At 67.2% G+C, this 23,624-nt stretch carries 20 protein-coding genes and 3 pseudogenes; 14 read left to right on the top strand and 9 right to left on the bottom strand.

All coding sequences use genetic code 11. The features are described 5' to 3' along the window. Window positions 1-7 precede the first annotated feature (7 nt). From ASD25_RS14525 to ASD25_RS14550, 6 genes are all read left to right on the top strand, one after another. Complete coding sequence (locus ASD25_RS14525; RefSeq protein ID WP_056618088.1) at window positions 8-217, top strand: hypothetical protein; 210 nt, start codon at window positions 8-10, stop codon at window positions 215-217. A 108-nt stretch (window positions 218-325) separates the two neighbouring features. Further along, window positions 326-796 carry a spore coat U domain-containing protein gene (locus ASD25_RS14530; protein ID WP_056618091.1) on the top strand — a complete coding sequence of 157 codons (471 nt, stop codon included), beginning with the start codon at window positions 326-328 and terminating at the stop codon, window positions 794-796. 53 nt (window positions 797-849) lie between these two features. Beyond that, entirely contained in the window at window positions 850-1,521 is a 672-nt protein-coding gene (locus ASD25_RS14535; RefSeq protein WP_162252081.1) for a molecular chaperone, read from the top strand. Between the two features lie 31 nt (window positions 1,522-1,552). Then, window positions 1,553-3,874 (top strand): fimbria/pilus outer membrane usher protein, encoded by a 2,322-nt coding sequence (locus tag ASD25_RS14540; protein ID WP_056618096.1) that lies wholly within the window; start codon window positions 1,553-1,555, stop codon window positions 3,872-3,874. Next, a complete protein-coding gene (locus tag ASD25_RS14545) occupies window positions 3,862-4,335 on the top strand; it encodes a spore coat protein U domain-containing protein (protein WP_056618097.1) in 474 nt (157 codons plus the stop codon). The genes ASD25_RS14540 and ASD25_RS14545 overlap by 13 nt, the downstream gene beginning before the upstream one ends. A 14-nt stretch (window positions 4,336-4,349) precedes the next feature. Then, entirely contained in the window at window positions 4,350-4,538 is a 189-nt protein-coding gene (locus ASD25_RS14550) for a hypothetical protein (RefSeq protein ID WP_056618100.1), read from the top strand. Window positions 4,539-4,548: 10 nt separating this feature from the next. On the opposite strand, the gene ASD25_RS14555 is transcribed toward ASD25_RS14550, so the two are convergent. The 3 genes and pseudogenes from ASD25_RS14555 to dnaG all read right to left on the bottom strand — a co-directional run bounded on the left by ASD25_RS14555 (window position 4,549) and on the right by dnaG (window position 9,217). After that, window positions 4,549-5,283, bottom strand: a complete 735-nt coding sequence (locus ASD25_RS14555; RefSeq protein WP_056618102.1) for an extensin family protein — start codon at window positions 5,281-5,283, stop codon at window positions 4,549-4,551. Between the two features lie 107 nt (window positions 5,284-5,390). Continuing rightward, window positions 5,391-7,346, bottom strand: a complete 1,956-nt coding sequence (rpoD, locus tag ASD25_RS14560; RefSeq protein WP_056618105.1) for an RNA polymerase sigma factor RpoD — start codon at window positions 7,344-7,346, stop codon at window positions 5,391-5,393. Window positions 7,347-7,415: 69 nt separating this feature from the next. Next, window positions 7,416-9,217 (bottom strand): annotated as a pseudogene (gene dnaG / locus ASD25_RS14565) (DNA primase). Between the two features lie 139 nt (window positions 9,218-9,356). Here dnaG and ASD25_RS14570 point away from each other — a divergent pair. Continuing rightward, window positions 9,357-10,490 (top strand): patatin-like phospholipase family protein, encoded by a 1,134-nt coding sequence (locus ASD25_RS14570; protein ID WP_162252082.1) that lies wholly within the window; start codon window positions 9,357-9,359, stop codon window positions 10,488-10,490. A gap of 170 nt (window positions 10,491-10,660) precedes the next feature. Next, on the top strand, window positions 10,661-10,927 hold the full coding sequence (locus ASD25_RS14575) for a hypothetical protein (protein WP_056618111.1): 267 nt from the start codon (window positions 10,661-10,663) through the stop codon (window positions 10,925-10,927). Window position 10,928: 1 nt separating this feature from the next. On the opposite strand, the gene ASD25_RS14580 is transcribed toward ASD25_RS14575, so the two are convergent. The 5 genes from ASD25_RS14580 to ASD25_RS14600 all read right to left on the bottom strand — a co-directional run bounded on the left by ASD25_RS14580 (window position 10,929) and on the right by ASD25_RS14600 (window position 16,649). After that, window positions 10,929-12,230 carry a DUF1624 domain-containing protein gene (locus ASD25_RS14580; RefSeq protein WP_235562737.1) on the bottom strand — a complete coding sequence of 434 codons (1,302 nt, stop codon included), beginning with the start codon at window positions 12,228-12,230 and terminating at the stop codon, window positions 10,929-10,931. Window positions 12,231-12,297: 67 nt separating this feature from the next. Beyond that, a complete protein-coding gene (carA, locus tag ASD25_RS14585; RefSeq protein WP_056618114.1) occupies window positions 12,298-13,458 on the bottom strand; it encodes a glutamine-hydrolyzing carbamoyl-phosphate synthase small subunit in 1,161 nt (386 codons plus the stop codon). Between the two features lie 46 nt (window positions 13,459-13,504). Beyond that, complete coding sequence (locus ASD25_RS14590; RefSeq protein ID WP_056618116.1) at window positions 13,505-14,815, bottom strand: amino acid permease; 1,311 nt, start codon at window positions 14,813-14,815, stop codon at window positions 13,505-13,507. Continuing rightward, complete coding sequence (locus tag ASD25_RS14595) at window positions 14,812-15,810, bottom strand: aromatic ring-hydroxylating dioxygenase subunit alpha (protein WP_056618119.1); 999 nt, start codon at window positions 15,808-15,810, stop codon at window positions 14,812-14,814. Before ASD25_RS14595 ends, ASD25_RS14590 begins: the two co-directional genes overlap by 4 nt. Window positions 15,811-15,851: 41 nt before the next feature. Beyond that, complete coding sequence (locus ASD25_RS14600; RefSeq protein ID WP_056618122.1) at window positions 15,852-16,649, bottom strand: hypothetical protein; 798 nt, start codon at window positions 16,647-16,649, stop codon at window positions 15,852-15,854. Window positions 16,650-16,817: 168 nt separating this feature from the next. On the opposite strand from ASD25_RS14600, the gene ASD25_RS14605 reads away from it, so the two are divergent. After that, entirely contained in the window at window positions 16,818-17,513 is a 696-nt protein-coding gene (locus tag ASD25_RS14605; RefSeq protein WP_056618125.1) for an HAD family hydrolase, read from the top strand. Window positions 17,514-17,552: 39 nt separating this feature from the next. On the opposite strand, the gene ASD25_RS14610 is transcribed toward ASD25_RS14605, so the two are convergent. Next, a complete protein-coding gene (locus ASD25_RS14610) occupies window positions 17,553-18,092 on the bottom strand; it encodes a hypothetical protein (protein WP_156389323.1) in 540 nt (179 codons plus the stop codon). 252 nt (window positions 18,093-18,344) lie between these two features. Between ASD25_RS14610 and ASD25_RS14615 the strand changes: the two genes are divergently transcribed. From ASD25_RS14615 to ASD25_RS14640, 5 genes and pseudogenes are all read left to right on the top strand, one after another. Continuing rightward, a complete protein-coding gene (locus ASD25_RS14615; RefSeq protein WP_235562738.1) occupies window positions 18,345-18,659 on the top strand; it encodes a hypothetical protein in 315 nt (104 codons plus the stop codon). 153 nt (window positions 18,660-18,812) lie between these two features. Further along, a pseudogene (locus ASD25_RS14625) lies at window positions 18,813-19,046 on the top strand (hypothetical protein); the annotation flags it as partial. A gap of 125 nt (window positions 19,047-19,171) precedes the next feature. After that, window positions 19,172-22,275: pseudogene (carB, locus tag ASD25_RS14630) on the top strand (carbamoyl-phosphate synthase large subunit); the annotation flags it as partial. Between the two features lie 79 nt (window positions 22,276-22,354). Further along, window positions 22,355-22,888, top strand: a complete 534-nt coding sequence (locus tag ASD25_RS14635; protein ID WP_056618131.1) for a hypothetical protein — start codon at window positions 22,355-22,357, stop codon at window positions 22,886-22,888. Window positions 22,889-23,215: 327 nt separating this feature from the next. Then, window positions 23,216-23,620 (top strand): hypothetical protein, encoded by a 405-nt coding sequence (locus tag ASD25_RS14640; protein ID WP_056618134.1) that lies wholly within the window; start codon window positions 23,216-23,218, stop codon window positions 23,618-23,620. Window positions 23,621-23,624 lie beyond the last annotated feature (4 nt).

Below are 23,624 nucleotides of genomic sequence, written 5' to 3' on the forward strand. Positions count from 1 at the left end.
TCATCCCATGCAGGCCTTCGCCATCGCCACCGCCGGCATCGCCGACGCCTCCGCCAGGTTCGGGGCCAGCGCAGCGCGCACCGCCCGCGATCCCTTGGAAAATCTGGCTGGCGAGACAGTTGAACGAATGACCGCCGAGGTCGCCCTCAAGGCCAACGTCTCGGTGCTGAAGACCGCCGACGAAATGTACGGCAGCCTGCTCGACATCATGGCCTGAGGCCTGTCGCCGACAGGCGAAGGCCCGCCCGGTTTCCGGGTTTCCCCCGATGCCGCGCACCCGCAGCCGCACCTAGTCTTCAACCCGGACAGGCGGTGGAGGCTGGTTATGCGTATCCTCATCCTCGGCGCGGCGATCGCCCTGCTGGCGACGGGCGGTGCAGCCGCCCAGACCCGAACGGCTCAGTTCGCGGTCAGGGCCCAGGTCGTGGCCGACTGCCAGATCACCGCCGAGGATCTGAATTTCGGCACCTACAACGCCAGCTCCAACGCCACTGCCTCCACGCCGGTAACCCTGCGCTGCACGCCTGGCTCGGGAGCGACCGTCAGTTTCGACGCCGGTGCTTCAGGCAATCCCCAGGCGCGTTACATGGACGGGCCCGGCCACCTGAACTACCAGCTCTACAAGGACGCGGCCCGGCAGGACCCGATCGACACCATGGGTGCCGCCTTCCAGCTTCCGGGATTCAGCAATACCGGACAGCTCGTGACCTACCGGGTGTACGGCGAAGTGCCTGCCTCCCAGGCGGTGCCGGCCGGCAACTACACCGACATCATCCGCGTCACGGTCCAGTACTGATAGGGGTCGCCATGCCGAGGTTCACCGCCCTTTCCGCCCTGGTCGCCGCGGTCGTGCTGGCGTTCGCGCCCGCGCCCTCGGCAGCCGGATCGCTCGAAATCGGGCCGATCCGGGTGCAGATGATCGGGTCCGAACGCACGGCCACCCTAACCATCCGAAATACGGATGCGACGCCCGTCACCGTCCAGATCCGCACGGTCGACTGGACGCAGCCCGGCGGGGCGGATGTCTACACCCCGTCATCGGTCCTGATGGTCAGTCCGCCGCTCGTCACCCTCGCCCCGGGGGAGTCACAGGTCGTCAGGCTGGTGTTAGAGCATGTGCCCGAGGCGTCGACCGAGCGCGCATTCCGTCTGATCGTGGATGAAATTCCCGCCTCGGCGAGCGGGTTGCCGGCGGGGGTTATGACGGCGCTTCGAGTGCTCGTTCCCGTATTCGTCACGCCTTCGACGGAGTCTCGCTCGCGCCTGCGCTGGGAAGCGAAACAGGAAGGCGAAAGCCTGACCGTGACCGCTATCAACGAAGGGGCCGCGCGCGAACGGCTGATCAACATGCAGGTCTCCAACGCTGGCCAGCCGGTTGGAGAGCCTCTCGAAGGTTACGTTCTCAGCGGCGGGCGGCGCACCTGGACCATCGATACCGCGGGCGCGGCGGCCACCGCGCTGACCGTCAGCGCCGAAGGCGAATACGGGACGGTCGAGGCCAATGTCCCGGTCACGCCGTGACCGGGACCGGACGCGCCTCCTCGTCTGCGTGATGGCGTCCCTGACCGCTGTCGCCGCTCCCCTGTCCGCCGTGTCCGCACCCTCGCAGGAGCCGCCCTCGCCCCCCGGGGGTTCAGGGGAAACGATCGCCCTGCTCGACGTGCGGGTGAACGGGTGGTCGCTGGGACTGGTGGCGCGGTTCTACGAGGCAGGCGGCCGCCTTTCGCTCCCGGCAGACCAGTTCGACGGCCTGGGGTTCCTGGTCGATGAAGCCTGGGTGACGATGGTCGGGAACGAGCGCCGCGTCTCGCTTGATCAGGTCCCGGACCTTCGGTGGGACATCGACCGCGCCGCGCAGACCATCGAAATCACCGCCCCTTTCGACCGCCTGAAACCGCGGATGATCGAAGTCGCGCCCGGCCTGCCCCGCGTGCCGGCGCGGGCCGACTGGGGCGCCATGCTGGCCTACGACGCCTGGGGTCAGTGGGCGAAGCAGTCCGAGGCGGTCGACTTCGGGCGAACCCTGTCTGTCAATTTGGACGCCCGGCTCTTCTCACCGTGGTTCACCGCTACCACCACGGGCTTCGTGACCAAATCAGAGGCCGAGCCCGAGCAGTTCATCCGCCTGGAGTCCTGGATCGACTTCGACTCCACGGACAACGCCGTGCGTCTGCGGCTGGGCGACACCTACAGCGCCGGCCCGGTCTGGATCCGCCCGTTCCGGTTCGGCGGCGTGCAGTGGATGCGCGACTTTTCCCTGCGGCCGGACATTGTCACCACCCCGACCCCGGAGATCCGCCAGGACATAGGCCTTCCGTCCACGGTCGATCTCTTTATCAACGGCGTCCAGCGCTACTCGACCCCGGTCGACCCCGGCACGCTGAGGCTGACCGACCTCCCCATCGTCGGCGGCTCGAACATGGTCAGCGTCATCGTCACCGATCAGGCCGGCCGCCGCACCCAGTTGTACCTGCCGCTCTACTCGTCCACCGAGATGCTGGCGCGGGGCATGACTACCTTCAACCTCGACGCGGGCGTGGCGCGTCAGAACTACGCGGTCGACAGCAACAACTACGAAGGGGAATTCGCACAGGCGGCGTTCGGCTATGGCGTGACAGAGAAGTTCACGTTCAGCGGCTATGCGGCGGGGGCGGAAGACTATGCGTCCGCCGCGGCCGGCGCAGCCTTCTCCCTGGGCAGCTTCCTGTTCGTCGACAGCGCCCTCATGCTCAGCGACGGCGCCGCGACCCCGGGCTGGGCCTGGTATCTGGGCGTCGAACATATCGACCCTCGCTTCAATTTCGCCGCGAGCTATTTCGAGAGCGACGGCTATCGGGATCTCGCAGACCGGTTCGGATACGCGACCTTCGATCGGCGGGCGACGGCGTCGGCGGGGATGGACATGGGTTGGGCCGGAAATCTGAACGCCACCTGGGCCATGCAGCGCGAGGTCGGCGGGGCGCAGAGTTCGGTCGTGTCAGGAACCTGGGGGATCGACCTTTTTCGCGACCGGATCCACCTTTCCGCCTCCGCCTACGCCGAACTTGAGGAGGATAGTTGGGGGACCATGATCTCCCTGTCCTTCCCGCTGGGCGCCAGCGGGAACAGCCAGCTCTACATCCAGGAAAACTGGCGCAAGGACGAGGCGAACGTGACCTCCGCCCAGCTTCGCAGCGAGGCCTTCGACCAGAGGCTCACCTGGGTTCTGGACGGCGAGACCGGAGCGCGGGACAGGGGAGAGATCGTCGTCGACTGGGACGGTCGCCATTCCGACATCCACGCTTCGGTCGCGACCGCGGACGGCGCCGCCGGCTACGAGCTTGGCGTCGCCCAGTCGCTCATCTTCATGGACGGCGAGATCTTCCTCGCCGGCCGCATCGATGACGGCTTCACCGTGGTCGAGATCGAAGACTCGCCGGGCATCAGCGTTGCGCTGGAGAACAGCCACGTGGGCCGTACGAACGCCGGGGGCCGCATCCTGATCACCGACCTTCAGTCCTACGCCGCCAACGCGATTTCCATCGACCCTCTCGACCTGCCCATGGACGCCAGCATCCGCGACACCGCGACCCTGGTCGCCCCGCGGGCCGGGGCCGGCGTGGTCACCCGCTTCGCTGTGACCCGGGCCCGCTCGGCCCTCGTCACCCTTCGCCTGCCGGACGGGTCGCCGCCGCCCGTGGGGACGTCGGTGACGGTCGCGGGTTCCGACACGGCCGCCGTTGTCGGCTACGGCGGCGAAATCTATCTGCGCGACCTCGCCGCCGGCGAAAACCGGCTCGACCTCACCTGGCCCGACGGCCGCTGCTCCGTGGCGATCACCGTAGGCGGCGAGGGGGGTCTGCCCCGTCTGGGACCCTTCACATGCGCACCCTGATCCTGATCGCGGCGCTCCTTGCCCCCACGCTGCTGGCGCCGCCGCCCGCCGCCGCGCAGACGACGACCCTGCCCCGCTGCACCGTGCGGACCGAGCCGATGAATTTTCGCCCCTACAGCGCGCTTGATCAGGCTCCCAACACCACGACCTCACAGATCGAAGTGACGTGCGACGCGCCCGACCGGGTCTCGCTGGTGCGGATTTCCCTCTCGCCGGGGCGCTCGGGCCGTCACCACGACCGGACCATGACCCGCGGAGGCTCCAGTCTGCACTACAATGTCCACACCGATCCGGGTCACCGGAGGATTGCCGGCGACGGCAGCAACGGGACGGTCGCCCCCATCCGGCTCCATCGGGGACCCGGACGCGCGACATTCCGGCTGTACGGCGTGATACTGCCTCGACAACGCATCCGCGACGGCGAATATGACGACACATTGCGTGTGACCATCGAGTTCTAGATCCGGACCGACTGATGCTCCTCCTGCCGCTCCTTTTGCTCGTCACGCCTGTTCAGACTTCCACCGCCGTCATGGCCGTCCGCGCGCAGGTAACGCAGACCTGCGTCGTTACAGCGGAGAAGGTCACCTGCCGCGGCGCCAGGGATCGGCCGGAACAGCGCCGGGTCATTCGCGGCGGCCTGGTTACGGTCGTGGAATTCTAGACACCTTCGCCTACCGGCAGAACCGCGTGTCCGTCGCCTCGAGATGCAGGTGGTCGGCGTGTACGGCGTTGTAGTCGGGGCTCAGCGTGGTGCCGAAAATGCGGCAGGCGTCGTCCCGGATGCGGCGCAGGAAGCGCGCCTCGGCCTCGTCACCCGCCCAGCCCGCGGACACCGTAACGCGCCGTCCGTCACGCAGGCGCACCCCGGCGAAATCCAGCGCCGCCGCCTGCGAATGGGCGCTGATGCGGCCGCTGACCCCGCCGTTGTTCACGTTGCGGCAGGCGTAGGCGCCCATGTGATCGATCTGGACCACCTCCGAGCCCAGGATCTCCCGCGCCGCCGGCTCCAGCGACTGGCGCCGCCAGATGCTCAGGGCCAGGGCGGTCCTGCAGGTCATCTCCACGTCGCCCGGCGCCATCCGCGCCGTCGTGCCCATGTCAGGGCCCAGCACCCCGCCCGACGCGAGGCCGCAGGTCTCGGTCGTCGACCGGTCGGGCACGGGGCGGAAGATGACGCGCGCGGCGGTTAGCTGGGCCATGCACTGCTGCAGGTCGGCGCTCTCCCGGACCACCGCCGATCGCGTGCCCCCGCCGAGCGGCTGATCGACCAGCGCCCCCACCAACGGCGCCTCCGTGCGCGATGGGACGGCGGGGTAGCGGGCAGGCGGAGATCCCTCCGGCAGCATGGGGCTGCAACCCGCCAGCAGCACGGCGGCGCAGGCGAGGACGAGAGGGACGGCGCGCATGGTCCGACGCTAGGGTGATTTGCGTCTGCGGATAAACACGAGATCGAGCGTTCTTCCTCGTGCGGATAAGAAAAAGGGCGGCTCTTTCGAACCGCCCTTCATCCGTATCAGCTGTCCAGGAAGCTCCGCAGCTTCCGGCTGCGGCTGGGGTGTTTCAGCTTCCGAAGCGCCTTGGCCTCGATCTGACGGATGCGTTCGCGGGTGACCGAGAACTGCTGGCCGACTTCTTCCAGCGTGTGGTCGGTGTTCATGCCGATGCCGAAGCGCATCCGCAGCACCCGCTCCTCGCGCGGCGTCAGCGACGCCAGCACGCGGGTCGTGGTCTCGCGCAGGTTCGACTGGATGGCGGCGTCGATCGGCAGGACGGCGTTCTTGTCCTCGATGAAGTCGCCCAGATGCGAGTCCTCCTCGTCCCCGATCGGAGTTTCAAGCGAGATCGGCTCCTTGGCGATCTTCAGGACCTTGCGCACCTTCTCCAGCGGCATGGCCAGCTTTTCGGCCAGCTCTTCCGGGGTCGGCTCGCGGCCGATCTCGTGCAGCATCTGGCGGCTGGTGCGGACGATCTTGTTGATCGTCTCGATCATGTGCACCGGGATGCGGATGGTCCGCGCTTGGTCGGCGATCGAGCGGGTGATCGCCTGACGGATCCACCAGGTGGCGTAGGTCGAGAACTTGTACCCACGGCGATACTCGAACTTGTCGACCGCCTTCATCAGGCCGATGTTGCCTTCCTGAATGAGATCAAGGAACTGCAGGCCGCGGTTGGTGTATTTCTTGGCGATGGAGATCACGAGGCGCAGGTTGGCCTCGACCATTTCCTTCTTGGCCTGACGGGCCTCGCGCTCGCCCTTCTGAACCGTCTGGACGATGCGGCGATAGTCGTCGATCGGCAGGCCGGCCTCGGTCGCCACGGCGGCGACGTCACCGCGGATCTGGGCGATCTGGGCCTGTTCGTTGTCGCTGAACTTGGTCCAGCGCACACCCATTTCCTTGACACGGTCGGCCCAGGTCGGATCCAGCTCGGCGCCGAAATAGGACTTCAGGAATTCGGGACGCGAGATGCCGTAGCTGTCGGCCAGACGCAGCAGCCGGCCTTCCAGGCCCATCAGACGCTTGTTGATGGCGTACAGTTGCTCGACCAGCGCCTCGATGCGGTGGTTGTTCAGCTTCATCGTCTTCAGCCGGCCCGAGATAGTCGACGTCAGCGTGTCATAGGCCTTCTGGTCCTTCGGCGAGAGCACTTCGCCTTTCAGCCGGCTTTCCACCAGCTTGTCCTGCAGCTTGCGGAAGGCGCCAAAGTCAGAGGCCACGGCGTCCAGCACTTCCATGACGCCGTCGCGGAGTTCCGCCTCCAGCGCCGAGATCGACATGCCGCCGCCGTCGTCGAAGTCCTCGTCCTCCTCGTCGTCGGTTTCCGGCTTGGGCTCCGCGCCCTCCTCCGGTTCGGCGGGCTCGACCACCGTGCCGGCGGGCGGCTGGTTGTGCGGCAGGGACGAGGGGTTCAGCACGCCATAGGTGGCGTCCAGGTCGATGACCTCGCGCAGCAGGATGCGGTTGTTCGCCAGTTCGTCGCGCCACACCATGATGGCTTCGAACGTCAGGGCGCTTTCGCACAGACCCGAGATCATGGCGTCGCGGCCGGCCTCGATGCGCTTGGCGATGGCGATCTCGCCCTCGCGGCTCAGCAGCTCGACCGAGCCCATCTCGCGCAGGTACATCCGCACGGGGTCGTCGGTGCGGTCATAGGCGGCCTTGGCCGGAGTCTCGGCGACGTTCGTCTCGGCGCGCTCGACGACCTCACCGCCCTCTTTCTCGGTGGTCTCGGCCGCGTCTTCCTCGGCCTCCACGACGTTGACGCCCATTTCGGACAGCATCGCCAGGGTGTCCTCGATCGCGTCGGGCGTCACTTCTTCGGACGGCAGGACCTTGTTCAGGTCCTCCATCGTGACATAGCCCCGCGCCTTCGCCTGCTTGATGAATTTCTTCACCCCGGCGTCGGTGAGGTCGAGCAGCGGACCGTCGCTCTGGGCTTCGGTTTCCTGCGTCTCGGTTTGAGCGCTCATACAGTCTGTTCTCCGGGTGGAGCGGCTGATCAGGCCGTCCGCCAATACAACGTGTGGCGGGGTCGTTGGTTACGAACCCGCGCTGTCTTCCCAAATCTCTCCGGTTTTGATCGCACGACGCAGCGCATCCCGCTCGGCTTTCAGCCGGCGAAACGCGTCGTCCTGCCCCGGCACGCCACGCGCCGAAGTCAGGGCATCCTCCAGCGCCGCCACGCGGGTGAGCGCGTCGAACGCCTGCGACCATCGGATCCGCGCCTCGCCGAGGGGCTTGTCTGTGGCCAGGAAGGGCGCGCCGGACTTTGCCGCCGCCTTCTCGACCTCGTGCATTAGAAGCGCAGCCGAACCATCTCCTGAGCCAAGCCGTCGAGGGCCGGATCGCCGAAGCCGTGGGCGGCGATGGCTTCCAGATGGTCGTCCATCCGCTCGGGATCATCGACCGCGCCATGGGCCAAAGCCGCGGCGACCGGCTCGATGGAGCGCGACAGCGACTGCATCGCCTGCGCCCCCTCCGCCGTCTGGCCCAGCTTGGGCGGCGGGCCGGGGCGCCAGCGTCCGCCGGGGCCCGTCGCCTGTTGACCGGCTGGCGCACGGCGCGCCGGAAACAGGGCGTCGAAACGGTCGAACAGTTCGCGGCGGTACTGCTCCGCCAGATCCTTGTCCTGAATGGCGGAGGCTGCCTGACGCAGCCGGCCCTTCAGGCCCGCCTTGCGCTCGGGCGAATCCAGCGGCTCGACCTCGGCCTCCTTCTGGAACAGCACCTCGGCGAAAGGACGAGTCGCGGCCATGGCCTGACGCAGCGCCGGCGCCCCCTTGTCGCGTAGGATGTCGTCCGGGTCCTGACCGCCCTCCAGCAGGGCGAAGCGGAACGACCGACCGGACTTCAGCTGCGGCAGGGCGCGGTCGATGGCGCGGTAGGCCGCACGACGACCGGCGGCGTCGCCGTCGAAACACAGCACCGGCTCGTGCGACACGCGCCACAGACGCTCCATCTGCTCCTCGGTCAGAGCCGTGCCCATGGGCGCGACAGCCGGGATGCCCGCCCGATGGCAGGCGATCACATCCATGTATCCCTCGACCACCACGACGGCCTGATCGCTCTTCGACTCCGCGCCGAGGATGCGTCGCGCCTCGGGCAGGCCGTACAGGGTCGCGCCCTTGTGGAAGAGCGGGCTCTCCGGGCCGTTCAGATATTTGGCGCGGTCGTCCGGGTTCATCGCCCGCCCGCCGAAGCTGACGATACGGCCCCGCGCGTCGAGGATGGGGAACATCAGCCTGTCGCGGAACCGGTCATAGGGCGCCCCGCCGCCCTCGGGCGCGATCAGCATTCCCATCTCGACCAGATCGCCCGGCTTGGCGCCGCGCTGGATCAGGGCGTTCTTCAACCCCTCGCGGTCGTTGGGCGCATAACCCAGACCGAACCGCTCCCACTGATCCTCGGGCAGGCCACGCTTCTCGAGATATTCGCGCGCCGCCTTCCCGGGCGAGCGGCGCAGGTTCGCCGCGAACCATTTCTGGGCCAGGTCCATCCAGTCGGTCAGGCCCTGTTTCTTCGCCTCGCGCTCGGCCGCCTGCGGGTCCTCGGCCGGCAGGGCCATGCCGGCCTCGCCCGCCAGCCGCTGCACGGCCTCGACGAAGGACAGCCGCTCGGTCTCCTGCAGGAACGAGATGACATCGCCATGCTTGCCGGACGAGAAGTCGTGGAAGAAGCCCTTGTCATCGTTGACGAAGAAGGAAGGTGACTTCTCTTTCGAGAAGGGCGACAGGCCGACGTATTCGCGTCCCTGACGCTTGAGTTTCACCGTCCGTCCGATGATGTCGGACGGCCGAAGGCGGGCCTTCAGTTCTTCAAGGAAGCGTTCGTCGAAGCGCACCCCCTCTGCATAGCCGTCGTTGTGGCCCGGCGCTACACGGACCGCCCCGACGGGGTTCGTCGCATTCTCGCAGACTCGCGGCCCCTCAGCCCCTGCCGCCGACTACAGGTCCTCGACAAGGCAAGGTTCGGGGACGCACGTGTTTCGGTCGTTAGCAGCAACGGCAGCCTGCGCTCTGGCGCTGGCCGGATGCCAGACGGTCGACCGGCCGGACTTCACCCTGGCCGAATTGCGGGCGGCCAGCCCATCCATCCGTCACGAAGCGGGCAACGTTCAGGATCGGGACCGCTTTCTCGCCGAAGTACGAGCCGCCGCGACCGCACCCGCGGACGGCGCGTTCGACCTGCTGGCCCTGTCGGGAGGCGGCGCCAACGGGGCCTATGGCGCAGGCGTGCTGGTCGGATGGACAGGGCACGGCGATCGGCCTGAGTTCGAGGTCGTCACCGGCGTAAGCATCGGGGCCCTGATGGCCCCGTTCGCCTTCATCGGACCCGAGGGCGACGCCGCCCTGCGCGCCGCCTTCACCGACGGCCGTTCCGACAATGTGATGCAGCCGCGTTGGGCCATGGCGCTATGGGGACCCGGCATCTTCAGCGCGCGCCCACTCCGGGAACTGGTCGCCAAGGCCGTTGATGAGGAATTGCTGCGCCGGGTGGCCGAAGGTCATCGCGAGGGCCGGCGGCTCTACATCGCGACCACCAGCCTGGACACGCGCGAGCAGGTCATCTGGGACATGGGCGCGCTGGCGGCGTCCGGCGAGCCCGGCGTGCGCGATCGTTTCATCGACATCCTGACCGCTGCCGCCAGCGTGCCCGGCGCCTTTCCGCCCGTCGCCATCGAGCTGCTTAATAACGGTCGCCGCGTGCGTGAGCTGCATGCCGACGGACGCCTTACCGCCAACTTCTTCATCGCCCCGGAGTCCGTGCTGCGCGACAATCTGCCGATCAGGGGAAGGGATGAGTCGGCGCCCGGCCGCATCTGGGTGATCGTCAACGGCACGCCTGAGGAGCGGTTCAGCGTCGCGCCCTACAGCGGGCTGGCGGTCGCGACCCGGTCGATGGAGGCCCTGCTGAATTCCTCCACCCGCACCAGCCTTCTCGCCGCCGCACAGTTCGCTCGGCTGAACGAGCTTGCCTTCGCTGCAATGACGCTGGGCGAGACCGCGGCCGATCAGGCCCTCGCCTTCCGCCAGGGCCACATGATCGCGCTGTTTGAACTGGGCCAACGCCGGGCGCGCGACGGACAGCTATGGTCGTCTGAAGGGGCGAATTAACCCTTCCTTAACCAAGAAGGCCAAATCGAGACCTTAACAGTCTGATTATGCACGCAATTTCTTGGAACAATCCACAGGCCTTGTGGATTAATCCCACGCACGTCCCTGAATGAGGACGCAACCGGGCGGTTCGCGGCGAAGATCGTGAAACCGTCGAGAGTGAGTATCCGATGTTCGTTGCTGTCACCCGCCCTGCGGTCGAGCCCCGGGGTCCCGACCCTGTCGCCGTGCCCGGGTCGCCCGCTATCACAGACCTGTCTGCCCGCGCCCTGCACGCCCGCCTGCTGGAGAACGCCGCCCTGAGACGCATGCGCGGCGCCGAGCGTCTGCGCTCAAACCGGCTGGAAGACGCCGACTACTGGCTGCACGCCGCGCCGGTCGCGGTGCGCAAGGCCAGCGCGCTCCGGGAAGAGAAAAGCTTCGCGCCTCTGCCCTGAGCTACAGATACCCCAGCCACCAGTCGCGGCGACGACGTTTCACGCCCTCCAGCCAGCGTGACAGCGGATACAGGATCGCAAGAACAGCCGCCCAGGCCACGTACACTCCGGCAAGTCCGAAGCCCCATCCCCCCTCGATCAGGCGAGACGGATCCGTGATCAGGTTGACGAAGGCGGCAGGCGGAACCCCCACAGCCATTCCAACAGCCATGGCCAGGCCATGGGCGATCCAGATGTGCAGCAGATAGGTGAAGAGCGGCGTCCGACCAAACGTGAGCAGCAGGCTCGCTACCGGACCGCGGAGGCGGTCGAAGGCCAGCAGCAGCACGAGGGCCAGACCGACCATCAGCAGCACATAGGCGGGCGACGGCGGATATTTGTTGACGCTGAGGATGCTGAAGACGGTCCACAGCGGACTCTCCTGCAGGGTCCATGGGACCGTGTCGAAGCCCGGAAGATTCAACCCGCGGCCGATCGCGAACAGCCCGAGGAAGCCAGCGGCGAACAGCATCACGCGACCGCGCCTCAGGCCGTCCATATTGGTCAGAAAGCCCGCCAAGCCATAACCCAGCAACATGATGGCCGCCCATTGGATCGCCGGATAGAGGACGACCAGCACGCCCGCCTCGGTCGGCATGGGTCCGCGCACGGCCAGCATCCTCCACAACGGCTCCAGCGTACCGAACGCCGATGGCGGGATCAGATTTAACGCAGTGTGGCCGGCGATTATTGCGACGCCGACGCCCAGAACAAGATTTCGCGGCAACCGGTGCAGACCGGCCAGTACAATCATACCGAAGCCGATAGCCCAGATGACCTGCGCCATGATCCACCAGCCGAAGTTGAACCCGACCCCGATCAGGGTGAATTCCAGCACGATCAACCAAAGGCCGCGCGTCAGAAGGAACCGCGACAGGTCTCCAGGGCTCTTTCCGTTGGCCTTCTGCAACCAGATCGAAGCGCCGGCGAGAAACACGAATGTCGGCGCGCAAAGGTGAGTGACCCAGCGAGTCAGGAACAGGGCTGGATTGCCGGAATCCAGCGCCATCGGATCAGCGGTGAAGGCTTGCGCATGGAAGAAGTCACGGACGTGGTCCAGGACCATGACCACGATCACCAGCCCGCGCAGTACGTCGATAGCGTCGATGCGGGCCGCGCCGGATCGGGTCAGACCACCAGCTTTCGCACTGTGCGCAGATGACTGTGGTTGGGGCGCGGGCGCGGATGATACGGTCATGAATGCCCTTTCCGGACGTGGGCATTCATTCTGAACCCGCACCAGCCACGGGCTCCAGCAGCTCATGGCCGGTTATCGACGTATCAGGCAGGTAATGCGACGAACAGTTGGCGCCCGCCGGGCCTGCGGCGGATCAGGCGTTCATCGAATCCGCGAACCGCTGGAACAGATAGAGGCTGTCTGTCGGCCCCGGCGAAGCCTCCGGATGGTGCTGGACGCTGAACACCGGACGGTCTTTCAGGGCGATGCCGCAGTTGGTGCCGTCGAACAGGCTGACGTGGGTCTCTGTCACCGCGTCCGGCAGGCTGTCGCGGTCGACGGTGAAGCCGTGGTTCATGGACACGATCTCCACCTTGCCGGTGGTCAGATCTTTCACCGGGTGGTTCGCGCCGTGGTGGCCCTGGTCCATCTTCACCGTCTTCGCGCCGAGCGCGAGGGCCAGCATCTGGTGTCCCAGACAGATGCCGAACAGAGGCGTGCCGCTGTCGACCAGCTTCCTGATCTCGGGCACGGCGTATTCCCCCGTCGCCGCGGGATCGCCGGGACCGTTGGACAGGACCACGCCGTCCGGATTACGCGCCAGGATTTCCTCTGCCGTCGTGGTCGCCGGTACTACGGTGATCTTTGCACCGGTCGAGGCGAGCGCCCGCAGGATGTTGCGCTTCACGCCGTAATCGACGACCACCACTGACTTGTCGGCGGCGTCCACGCGGGGGTGGCCTTCCGGCCAATCCCACAGACCTTCATCCCATTCAAAGGCCTGCAACGTCGAGGCGGGTTTGGCCAGATCGAGGCCAACGAGACCGGTCCAGCCCCTCGCCTGTGCGACAAGGGCGTCCAGATCGAAATTGCCGTCCGGGTCATGAGCGATCACCGCATGCGGCGCGCCGCCGTCGCGGATCAGTGCCGTCAGGGCGCGGGTGTCCACCCCGGCCAGACCGACGACGCCGCGCCGCTTCATCCAGTCGTCGAACGAACTGTCGGCGCGCCAGTTGGCCGGATCGGTCGGCACGTCGCGGAAGATCGCGCCCCGCGCCGAGGTATCGGACCCGCCGCCGATCTGCTCGAGATCCTCGACGTTGGTCCCGGTGTTGCCGACGTGGGGAAAGGTGAAGGCCAGGATCTGGCTCATGTACGACGGGTCGGTCAGGATTTCCTGATAGCCCGTCATCGCGGTGTTGAAGACGACCTCGCCGAGCGCCGAACCGGTCGCTCCGCAGCCGAGGCCTTGCAGTATGGTTCCGTCCGCGAGCGCGAGCACGCCGGTGACGCCGGGAAGAAGCTGGGTGGTCATGGCAGGCTCCCTAGCACCGAATCCCGGCGAGCAAACGGCGGCGTTGCTAAAGAGGCGCCGCTTTCGGGTCAACCGGCGCCGCCGACTTGCGCATGAAGGCGAACCAGACGCCGGTCGTGACGACGAAGAAAATCGCGGTCGGCAGGATGTATCCCGGGGCCGCGGCGACCACCGCCGCCGAGGTGAACAGCAGGCCCAGCGCCGCTACGCCTCGCGCCCGCGTCCAGCGCGCCAGCCGGAACAGCGAGGCCGAGCACAGTCCGTAGACCACAAGGCTGAGCACGGATGTCACGCCGATCAGCATGCCGAACTGGCCGCCCAGCGTCGGCTGGCCGGAAATCACCGCCACGACGCTCATGATCGCCCCGCCGAGCAGCGGGTTGGCGATGGGCGTGTGATCGCCCGCGCCGAAGCCTGACGGCAGATATCCGTGGCGCGCCGCGGCGCGGGCTGTCTCGCCGCCCAGCATCACCCACCCGCTCAGCGTGCCGACCGCCTTGACCACCGCCGCAGCGGCGACCGCCGCCCCGATGGAGGCTCCGAACACCCGCGCCGTCAGATCGGCATAGGGGCTGGACGACTGGACCAGGACATTGGCCGGAATAACGCCAAACACCGCAGCGCTCGCTGCAACGTAGACCACCGACGCCAGCAGCACGCCCGCAATCGAGGCCCACCCCACGTCCCGCGCCGGATCCTTCACCCGCGCCGACAGAACCGCCGCACTTTCGACGCCCAGGAAGGCCCAGAAGATCACGGCCAGCGAGGCCGGAACGCTTTCAACCAGGCTGTTTCCCGAAGGGCTCCACGAAGCGGCGAAGGTTTCGCCGCTGAAGGCCATCACGCCGGCGGCCACTGCGATGACAATGGGAACCAGACCGATCGCCAGAGCCGCCGCAGCGAACCGCGACGCCGTCCTCGCCCCGAGGATATAGGCCCCCGTCGTCAGCCAGATCAGGCCGAGATTGCAGAAGGTCGCCGCGACCGGCTCCTTCAGCACAGGGAAGAAGAATCCCAGATACCCCGTCGCCGCCACCGCGATGGCGACATTGCCGACGAGGCAGGCAGTCCAGAAGGCCAGCGCCGTCTGGAAGCCGAAGAATCGTCCGAGGCCGCGCTCGGCGAAACCCGACAGACCGTCCGCGTCGGGGTGCAGTCTGCCGAGGGCGGCGAACACCAGCGCCAGGGTTACCGCGCCGATCCCCGCTACGACCCATCCCACTATGCTCGACGACCCGACCGGAGCCAGGGTGGCGGGCAGCAGATAGACGCCGGAGCCGATCATATTCCCGGCCACAACCAGCGCCGCGAGGCCCCAGCCGAGCTTTTGCCGATCGTCGCGGGTCGGGTCAGTCATGGATGAACCTTTGCAATGCGCGACTGGAACCAGGCCACGGCGACCTCATGCCGGGGACTCAGCACGCCGCGATCATACGCCCCGGCCGACAGATTGGCCTGCACGGCCTCGCAGATGGCCGCGTCCTCCGCGGTCAGGCGGTCGGAAGCCTCCAGCGCATCGCCCAGGGCTGCTTCGCCGCCGTCATTGAGGAACAGATAGTCCAGCCGCGTCCGACCCGGCCCGACCGGCGTCATCCGCTCGATCATCGCGCCATCGCGATAGACGTTGATCCCGAGATTCGGCCACAGCCACCCCCAGACCCCCGCCTGCGGTCCGTCGTTCACGCCGACAGCCTCCTGCACCACCAGATCCCCTTCGACCCGGACACGGTATTCCGCCGAGCCCAGCTCATCCGCCAGCACCGGATGCACCGAACCGATGTGGTAGCCCTCCAGATAATTCTCGGCGTAGGTCTTCCAGTCGCAGGCCAGATCATGGCTGCGGCGCAGCGCCGGGGCGGCGATGTCCAGTCCTCGCCCGGCCAGCAAGGCCTCCAGCGGCGCGACCCGTTCGGCCAGCGGCGGCGCATCCTCATCCAGCGTGGCGAACGCGAGACCGCGCCAGATCTCCAGCCTCAGTCCCAGCAGGCCGAACGCGCGCGGATCGAAACCGTCCGCCGCACCAAACCCGACGGCGGCCCTCAGCCGGCCGTCGAGGGCGTAGCGCCAGCCGTGATAGCCGCAGACCAGTTCGCCCTCGCAATGGCCGCGCGCGCCTGTCACCAGCGGCCCGGCCCTGTGTCGACAGACGTTGTGGAAGGCCCTCAACACCCCGTCCCTGCCCCGCATGGCCATCAGACGATGGCCGGCCACGTCAGCTGCGATCCAGTCGCCCGGAGCGGCCGCCTCGGCTTCGTGACCAAGGAACAGCCACGCGTGGCCGAACACCGCAGATCGCTCGCGCGCCCAGGCGTCGGGGCATCCATAGAGCCGGGCGGGAAGCGTGGCCTGCATGACCGGACCAAAGCGCGGCGGCGGCGGCGGCGTCAACCGCCCTAGACCGTGATCGCATCCATGCCGGCGAACACGGCGTGTGTCGCGCCCGCGGCCTGGGCGGCCAGGCCCCGGTCGGGCCTCAGGTTCAGCAGCATCACCTGATCGCAGGTCTGGCGCGCCGCTGCGATCAGATCGTGGGCCGCCCGCCACTCCAGCGGTCCGTCATGAGCGACGCCGGCGAAGTCGATGGCCAGGCAACGGGCGCGGACGCCGGCCAGCCGGCGGACAAGGCCGGGATCGGGCGCGATGTGCAGGATCACCCCCATCGCCTCTTTCTCGAAATGCGAGACTGTTTCATCGATGACGTCGGGCTGCGCCTGTTCGAGCCCGCCCATCACCTCGATGAGGAGGTTTCCGGGGTTCGAGCCCTGCTGCAGCTCCGTGCACAGGAGGGCGAACCGTCCCCGGCTCGCGGACACCGTTCGCCAGAAGGCCGGCAGCACGCCGACGTCATCGGGGCCGAGATGCAGCAACTCCAGGCCGTGATTCAGGGTTTGAAGGTCGATGCGCTTAAGGTCTGTCGGTTCAAGCGTCCGACGCCCCAGGGCAGCCAGGGCAGACTCTCCACCCCGATGCCGGACGATGCGCCGGATGCGTCGGCTCACAGGGATCGAACGATCCAGATCAAAGACGGGCTGTGCGGCCAGAGTGATGGCCAGTTCCCGCCCGGCGCGCGTCACCAGGCTGAAGGTCAGGCTTTCATAGGGAGCCGCGTAGGCGCGGCGCTCGCCCAGCGGTGAATACGCGGGGCTTTCACCACGGTTGTCGGTCGCTGGATACGCTGGAACCGAGGTCATGACCGCCTCCTCGGCTGGTCGCTGGGGTTTTCCACGTCTGCACGATACGCCCCCACTCGAAAACGTAACCCTTACAAACCTGGTGAAAGCACGTTGACCATGGCCGGCTTCGTTTCGGGACACCTTTGCCCCTCTCCCGCGACGCGCACTCCAGTGTTAGGGAGCGGCATGAGCATCACCACGGTCGGCCTCGATGCCGACGATACCCTCTGGCACAACGAAACCATATTCCGGCTGACGCAGGACCGCTTCGTCGCTCTGCTGACCGACCACGCCGACCACTCCACCCTGATGGCGCGCCTCGCCGAGACCGAGAAACGGAACCTTCGCCTTTACGGCTACGGCGTCAAAGGGTTCACCCTGTCGATGATCGAAACCGCCATGGAGCTCACGGGCGGCGAGGCGCCGGCGTCGGTCGTACGTGAAATCCTGGCTGCGGGGCGGGAAATGCTGGCGCACCCGGTGGAAACACTGCCGGGGGTCGATGAAGCGCTCGCGGCCCTGTCGGAATCCTATCGTCTGGTGCTCATCACCAAGGGGGATCTGCTGGACCAGGAACGCAAGCTGGCCGCGTCAGGCCTTGGCGATCTGTTCGCGGCGATCGAGATCGTTTCCGAAAAGGATCGCCAGACCTACGACCGCGTCTTCGCGCGGCACGGGACGGGCGCCGATGAGGCCGTCATGGCCGGCAACTCGATGAAATCGGATGTCCTGCCTGCCCTGGCGGCGGGCGCCTGGGCGGTGCACATTCCGTACGTCATCACCTGGGCGCATGAATTGGCCGACGCGCCCGCATCCAACGACCGCTACGGCGCGCTGGGAAGCATCAGTGAGTTGCCGGGCTGGATCGCGTCACGCGCCTGACCGGCATAGCCGCGGGCAGGGATCGTAGCGGTTCCCGCCCTAGCAGCCCTTGGCCATCGAGAGGTCGGTCAGGTGGTCGGCGCGGTTCATCAACGGCATCAGGTCGCGGCCGCTGGCTTGGGCGTCCGTCATCATCTGATCCATGTCATTCATCATCTGCTGTCGCTGGGCCGCGGCGGTGGCCTGCTGGGCCATGCCGGCCACGCTCTGGGCCGCGTCGAGCGCCAGCGCGACTCCGGGAATCATCGCACCGATCATGGACCCCACGCTCAGAGCGGTCGACACGCCTGACTGAACCTGTTGCGCGCGCATGATGCCGCGGCTCGACTCCATCGCCCGCTCTGTGAGGGCGCTCTGTTGAGCGGCCATCTGCGCATTCAAGGCGTTCGCCTCGGCGATCAACGCCTCGCAACTCATCTGGCTGTCTCCGGGCCGTACGACCTGAAAGCCGCTGTCTGCGGGCGCGCCCGCGGGGGCCGGGACGGCCTCCTGGGCCACGGCGGTCGCGCCGAAGCTCGTCATCATGACAACCGCCAGGACTGTCTTCACCGAGGCCGCATTCTTCATCGCCGGATCCACCTGTTCACACGCACTCCCGGTTGGTGGACCGGCCGCCGGCGGACAGCGAGCGCATTGCGATGGAATCGCGCCCGTTTGCGACGGAGCAAGGAAACAGCCGCGCCCGAGCCGCCGCTTTTTCACGTCTGCGGACCCCACGGCCTTGCCACCGCCTCCCCCCGTCTTTAGACGGGCCGCTTGACCGACAACCCGACCGATCCGCGCCGGCGCCCTGCCGCCGCCTGAAGCCGCGCGCGCAAGGAGCCCGCCCCCGTGTCAGACGACGCCATCCCCCACGAAGACCGCGACGCCATGGTGCGTGCGTCTCTCGCGGCGCATGGCGACAGCGGGATCACGCCGCGGCACACGCTGTTTTACTTCTACGGCGAAGGGGACCACGACGACCTGAACGAGGTCGCGCGGCGCGCCGGTTTCCTGACCCGGGGTCAGGACGACGCCACCATCCTCGAAACGACGATGGCCGTGGACGAGGCGTCCTTCGCCCCGGTCTCGGCCATGATGCAATCCTGGGCCGCGGCCTTCCAGCTCGATTACGACGGCTGGGAGTGCGCGGTCGTGACGAACTAGCGGAGGCTGAGATGCCCAAACGTACGGACATCCAGTCGATCCTCATTATCGGCGCCGGGCCGATCGTGATCGGTCAGGCGTGCGAATTCGACTATTCCGGCGTCCAGGCGTGCAAGCGCAAAGGCCAACCGCGCCAGTCACNCGGAGGCTGAGATGCCCAAACGTACGGACATCCAGTCGATCCTCATTATCGGCGCCGGGCCGATCGTGATCGGTCAGGCGTGCGAATTCGACTATTCCGGCGTCCAGGCGTGCAAGGCGCTGAAGGCCGAGGGATACAGGGTCATCCTGGTCAACTCCAACCCGGCCACGATCATGACCGATCCGGAGGTGGCCGACGCCACCTATATCGAGCCGATCACGCCGGAGTTCGTCGAGCGCATCATCGCCAGGGAGCGGCCCGACGCCCTGCTGCCGACCATGGGCGGGCAGACGGCGCTGAACACGGCGCTGGCGCTCGACGCGTCAGCGCAAGAACCTGCTGAAGTACGACGACGTCGTGAATGACCAGNTTTCTTGAAATCGCGAAGCTTCTCCGCGTCGTCTATATCGAGCCGATCACGCCGGAGTTCGTCGAGCGCATCATCGCCAGGGAGCGGCCCGACGCCCTGCTGCCGACCATGGGCGGGCAGACGGCGCTGAACACGGCGCTGGCGCTCGACGCGTCAGGCGCGCTGCAGAAGTGGGGCGTGGAGATGATCGGGGCGAAAGCCGACGTCATCGACAAGGCCGAGGACCGCCAGAAATTCCGCGACGCCATGGACAAGCTGGGTCTGGAAAGCCCCCGCTCCAAGGCGATCCACCACATCGACGAGGCCGAGGACGCCTTGGCCTTCGTCGGCCTGCCGGCCATCGTCCGCCCGTCCTTTACGCTCGCCGGCACCGGCGGCGGCATCGCCTACAATGTCGAGGAATACCGCGAGATCGTGGAGCGCGGTCTGGACCTGTCGCCCACGACCGAGGTGCTGGTCGAGGAAAGCGTCCTGGGCTGGAAGGAGTATGAGATGGAGGTCGTCCGCGACAAGGCGGACAACTGCATCATCATCTGCTCCATCGAGAACATCGACCCGATGGGCGTCCACACCGGCGACTCCATCACCGTCGCCCCGGCCCTGACGCTGACCGACAAAGAGTACCAGCGGATGCGCACGGGCTCGATCAACGTCCTGCGCGAGATCGGCGTCGAGACCGGCGGATCGAACGTGCAATGGGCGATCAATCCCGCCGACGGCCGCATGGTCGTGATCGAGATGAACCCGCGCGTGTCGCGGTCGTCTGCCCTCGCCTCCAAGGCTACCGGCTTCCCTATCGCCAAGGTCGCCGCCCGTCTGGCCGTCGGCTACACGCTGGACGAACTGACCAACGACATCACCCAGGTCACGCCCGCCTCGTTCGAGCCGAGCATCGACTATGTCGTCACCAAGATCCCGCGCTTCGCCTTCGAGAAATACCCCGGCGCGGAGGCGACCCTGTCGACCTCGATGAAATCGGTGGGCGAGGTCATGGCCATCGGCCGGACCTTCCAGGAGTCGATGCAGAAGGCGCTGCGCGGCCTTGAGACCGGCCTGACCGGGTTCAACGAGATCGAGATCGACGGCGTCGTCGATGTCGAGGACGAGGCCTCGGCCCGCGCCGCCATCGTGCGCGCGCTGGGCCAGCCGACGCCGGACCGGATCCTGGTCATCGCCCAGGCCTTCCGCCACGGCCTGTCGGTCGAGGAGGTCAACGCCGCCTGCTCGTACGAGCCGTGGTTCCTGCGCCAGATCGCCGACATCGTGAGGACCGAGGGCCACATCCGGGTTCAGGGCCTGCCCACCGAACAGACCGACTTCCGCAAGCTGAAGTCCAAGGGCTTCTCGGACGCCCGTCTGGCCCAACTTGTCGGCTCCACGGAAGCCGCCGTGCGCAAGGCCCGCCGCGGCCTGAATGTGCGACCCGTGTTCAAGCGGATCGACACCTGCGCCGCCGAGTTCGCCTCGGCCACGGCCTATATGTATTCGACCTATGAGACCGGCGCGCTGGGCCAGATCCCCGCCTGCGAGTCCAACCCGACCGATAAAAAGAAGGCCATCATCCTTGGCGGCGGCCCCAACCGGATCGGGCAAGGCATTGAGTTCGATTACTGCTGCTGCCACGCGGCGTTCGCCTTCGACGACATCGGCGTCGAGTCGATCATGGTCAACTGCAACCCCGAGACCGTCTCGACCGACTACGACACCTCGGACCGCCTGTATTTCGAGCCGCTGACGGCCGAGGACGTGCTGGAGCTGATCGACGTCGAGCGGTCGAAGGGCGACCTGATCGGCGTCGTCGTCCAGTTCGGCGGCCAGACGCCGCTGAAGCTGGCCCATGCGCTGCAGGAGGACGGGGTGCCGATCCTGGGCACCAGCGTCGACTCCATCGATCTGGCCGAGGACCGCGAGCGGTTCCAGGTCATGCTGCACGACATCGGCCTGATGCAGCCCCCCAACGGCCTGGCCCGCAGCGCCGAGGAAGCCGCGCAGAAGGCGGACGAGGTCGGCTATCCCGTCGTCCTGCGCCCCTCCTACGTGCTGGGCGGACGCGGCATGATGATCGTCCACGACCGCGAGCAGCTGGACCGCTACGTCGGCGAGGCCATGCGGGTGTCGGGCGACGATCCCGTCCTGATCGACCACTATCTGAACCGCGCCACCGAGGTGGACGTCGACGCCCTGTGCGACGACGAGACGGTCTTCGTCGCCGGCGTGCTGGAGCATATCGAGGAAGCCGGCGTGCATTCGGGCGACAGCGCCTGCTCGATGCCGCCCTTCTCGCTGTCGGCGGAAATCGTGACCGAGCTGAAGCGACAGACCGAGGCCATGGCCCGGGCGCTGAAGGTGCGCGGCCTGATGAACGTGCAGTTCGCCATCGAGGAGCCCCACAGCGACGCCCCGCGCATCTTCGTGCTGGAGGTCAATCCGCGCGCCAGCCGCACGGCGCCCTTCGTGGCCAAGACCATCGGCCAGCCGATCGCCTCGATCGCCGCCAAGGTCATGGCCGGCGTGCCGCTGAAATCCTTCGGCCTGGCCGACAAGCCGTACGACCATATCGCGGTCAAGGAAGCCGTCTTCCCCTTCGCCCGCTTCGCCGGCGTCGACTGGGTCTGGACTGGAAGCGCGACGGCGAGGCCGACATGGCCCCCGCCTTCGCCCGCGCCTTCGCCAAGAGCCAGATCGGCGGCGGCACCACCCTGCCCGTCGCCGGCTGCGCCTTCGTGTCGGTCAAGGACGGCGACAAGCCGTTCATCGTCGAGGCGGTGAAGACGCTTCTGGCCGAGGGCTTCAGCATCGTCGCCACCGGCGGGACGCACACCTATCTGACCGGGCAGGGCCTGCCCGTCGGCCATGTGAAGAAGGTGCTGGAAGGCCGTCCCAACATCGTCGACGCGATGAAGAACGGCGAGGTCCAGCTGGTCTTCAACACCACCGAGGGCAAGCAGGCGCTGCTGGACAGCTTCTCGCTGCGGCGAACGGCCCTGATGATGAAGATCCCCTACTATACGACCACGGCCGGCGCGCTGGCGGCGGCGCAGGCGATCGGGGCGATCAAGGCCGGCGAGCTGGATGTGCGGCCGATCCAGGATTACGCGCACTAAGCCGTTCTCAAATATGAGAAATAGGTAACTCGACGGCGCGACGACGGCATGGTTCCTGACCCGAAAGGGGGATCCATCCATGAGAAACATTCGTCGCGTCGGCGCGAGCTTTTACCTGCTCCTGATCGGGGTCGTCCTCGTGACGGCGCTTATCCACGAGGGCGCGCACTGGCTGGCCGGGACCGCCCTCGGCCATCAGATGACGTTCAACCTGAACAGCGTCAGCCCGATATCGCCGGTCACGATGCGGGACCATCTGATCATCTCGGCGGCCGGACCGATCGTCACCCTGATCCAGGGCATCGTGGCCTGGGTGCTGATCCTGCGGCGCGATCTGCTGGGCGCCTATGCGTTCCTGTTCGTCGCCGCCCTGATGCGGGTGATGGCTGGGGGCATCAGCTACTTCAATCCGAACGATGAGGCCCGGATCAGCCTTGAGCTGGGCATCGGCCAGTGGACGCTGCCCGTGCTGGCGAGCGGTCTTCTGGTGACGCTGACCGTGCTGGCCAGCCGCAGGCTGCGGATCGGGTGGAAGACGAACGTGCTGACCTATCTGGTTTGCACGGCGGGGCTGAGCGCCGTGGTGGGGCTGGATATGCTGCTGAAGGGGTGAAGACCGCGGCTTTTGCAGTCGTCGACCAGCTGGCGGCTATTTCGACCATGCAGAAGGAGCGGATCGGCGCGCAGTCCGGTTAGTCCGGCTATGCGGGAAACTGCAAAGGGGGCTGAAAGTGCGGTTGCGAACCCTTCCTTGTCGTCATCCCGGCGAAGGCCGGGACCCAGCGGCGCCAAAGGCGACCTGTTCACGCAAGATGGCTGCCGATCGCGCTCCGACAGGTTCGCGCTCTCGCGCGCCGCTGGGTCCCGGCCTTCGCCGGGATGACGGCGGTCGAGGAACCCACGTCCGTTTCTGACGCACCCGCATGCCAACCTCTCACCCATGGAACACTATCGTCTGCGCAAATATCGCGGCCCGGAGACGTGGGCGCAGGTGCGCAAGGCCTATGTCGCCGGGGAGTCGGCGCCGTCCGTCGCCCGCAGGTTCGATGTCGGGCTGGCCAATCTGCGCCGCCGCGCCATGGCCGAAGGATGGACCCGAAAGCGGATCGCCGAACGGCTGGACCTGAGGCCGCTGCGCGGCGGAGCCGACGATCCGCCGCCGGCCCTGATGGCGCTGGCCGAACTGGAGGCCATGCCGGAGGCGCCGCGGATCGATCCATACACGGCGCTCAGGAAGGCGGTCCGGCGTGCGGCGTGGCTGGTCAGTCAGGGGCAGGCGGCGGAGGCGACCGCCCTGCTACGCGCGGCCGAGGTGCTGGACAGGCTGAAATGGGCGGCGAACTGAGGCC

The organism is Brevundimonas sp. Root1423 (genome assembly GCF_001426805.1).

What these genes read in the sequence shown, in the direction of transcription:
- ASD25_RS14525 (WP_056618088.1), top strand. Translation starts at nt 8, where the DNA reads ATGCAGGCCTTCGCCATCGCCACCGCCGGCATCGCCGACGCCTCCGCC.
- ASD25_RS14530 (WP_056618091.1), top strand. Translation starts at nt 326, where the DNA reads ATGCGTATCCTCATCCTCGGCGCGGCGATCGCCCTGCTGGCGACGGGC.
- ASD25_RS14540 (WP_056618096.1), top strand. Translation starts at nt 1,553, where the DNA reads ATGGCGTCCCTGACCGCTGTCGCCGCTCCCCTGTCCGCCGTGTCCGCA.
- ASD25_RS14545 (WP_056618097.1), top strand. Translation starts at nt 3,862, where the DNA reads ATGCGCACCCTGATCCTGATCGCGGCGCTCCTTGCCCCCACGCTGCTG.
- ASD25_RS14550 (WP_056618100.1), top strand. Translation starts at nt 4,350, where the DNA reads ATGCTCCTCCTGCCGCTCCTTTTGCTCGTCACGCCTGTTCAGACTTCC.
- ASD25_RS14555 (WP_056618102.1), bottom strand. Translation starts at nt 5,283, where the DNA reads ATGCGCGCCGTCCCTCTCGTCCTCGCCTGCGCCGCCGTGCTGCTGGCG.
- rpoD (WP_056618105.1), bottom strand. Translation starts at nt 7,346, where the DNA reads ATGAGCGCTCAAACCGAGACGCAGGAAACCGAAGCCCAGAGCGACGGT.
- ASD25_RS14575 (WP_056618111.1), top strand. Translation starts at nt 10,661, where the DNA reads ATGTTCGTTGCTGTCACCCGCCCTGCGGTCGAGCCCCGGGGTCCCGAC.
- ASD25_RS14580 (WP_235562737.1), bottom strand. Translation starts at nt 12,230, where the DNA reads ATGAGCTGCTGGAGCCCGTGGCTGGTGCGGGTTCAGAATGAATGCCCA.
- carA (WP_056618114.1), bottom strand. Translation starts at nt 13,458, where the DNA reads ATGACCACCCAGCTTCTTCCCGGCGTCACCGGCGTGCTCGCGCTCGCG.
- ASD25_RS14590 (WP_056618116.1), bottom strand. Translation starts at nt 14,815, where the DNA reads ATGACTGACCCGACCCGCGACGATCGGCAAAAGCTCGGCTGGGGCCTC.
- ASD25_RS14595 (WP_056618119.1), bottom strand. Translation starts at nt 15,810, where the DNA reads ATGCAGGCCACGCTTCCCGCCCGGCTCTATGGATGCCCCGACGCCTGG.
- ASD25_RS14600 (WP_056618122.1), bottom strand. Translation starts at nt 16,649, where the DNA reads ATGACCTCGGTTCCAGCGTATCCAGCGACCGACAACCGTGGTGAAAGC.
- ASD25_RS14605 (WP_056618125.1), top strand. Translation starts at nt 16,818, where the DNA reads ATGAGCATCACCACGGTCGGCCTCGATGCCGACGATACCCTCTGGCAC.
- ASD25_RS14635 (WP_056618131.1), top strand. Translation starts at nt 22,355, where the DNA reads ATGAGAAACATTCGTCGCGTCGGCGCGAGCTTTTACCTGCTCCTGATC.
- ASD25_RS14640 (WP_056618134.1), top strand. Translation starts at nt 23,216, where the DNA reads ATGGAACACTATCGTCTGCGCAAATATCGCGGCCCGGAGACGTGGGCG.